General features: G+C 57.9%; 1 protein-coding gene. It reads right to left on the reverse strand.

Annotated features, from left to right (window positions below; genetic code table 11):
- Positions 1-247 (reverse strand): hypothetical protein (locus SCA31_RS24915; RefSeq protein ID WP_410699629.1); only part of this gene is annotated, 247 nt, incomplete at both ends.

Below are 247 nucleotides of genomic sequence, written 5' to 3' on the forward strand. Positions count from 1 at the left end.
CGATTTCGGCTTCGCTCTCGTTTAGCTCGCCTTGCAGGCGCGAGATATCGCCCATGGCATCGGCCATGGCGCGCTCGATCGCCAGAAGGTCCGTCTTGCGCATGTACCCGACCTTGACGAGGCGAGCCTTGGAATCGCGCTCTTCGGTAAGCAGTGAAAGCTGCCGTTCGAAAGAATCCTTCTGGCCGCTATAACCCTTGAAGCGAAAGTCGAGCGAGGCGATGTTCTTGTCGATCAGGTTCAGCTG

Source organism: Chryseobacterium sp. SIMBA_028 (assembly GCF_046535285.1).
Lineage (GTDB): Bacteria > Bacteroidota > Bacteroidia > Flavobacteriales > Weeksellaceae > Chryseobacterium.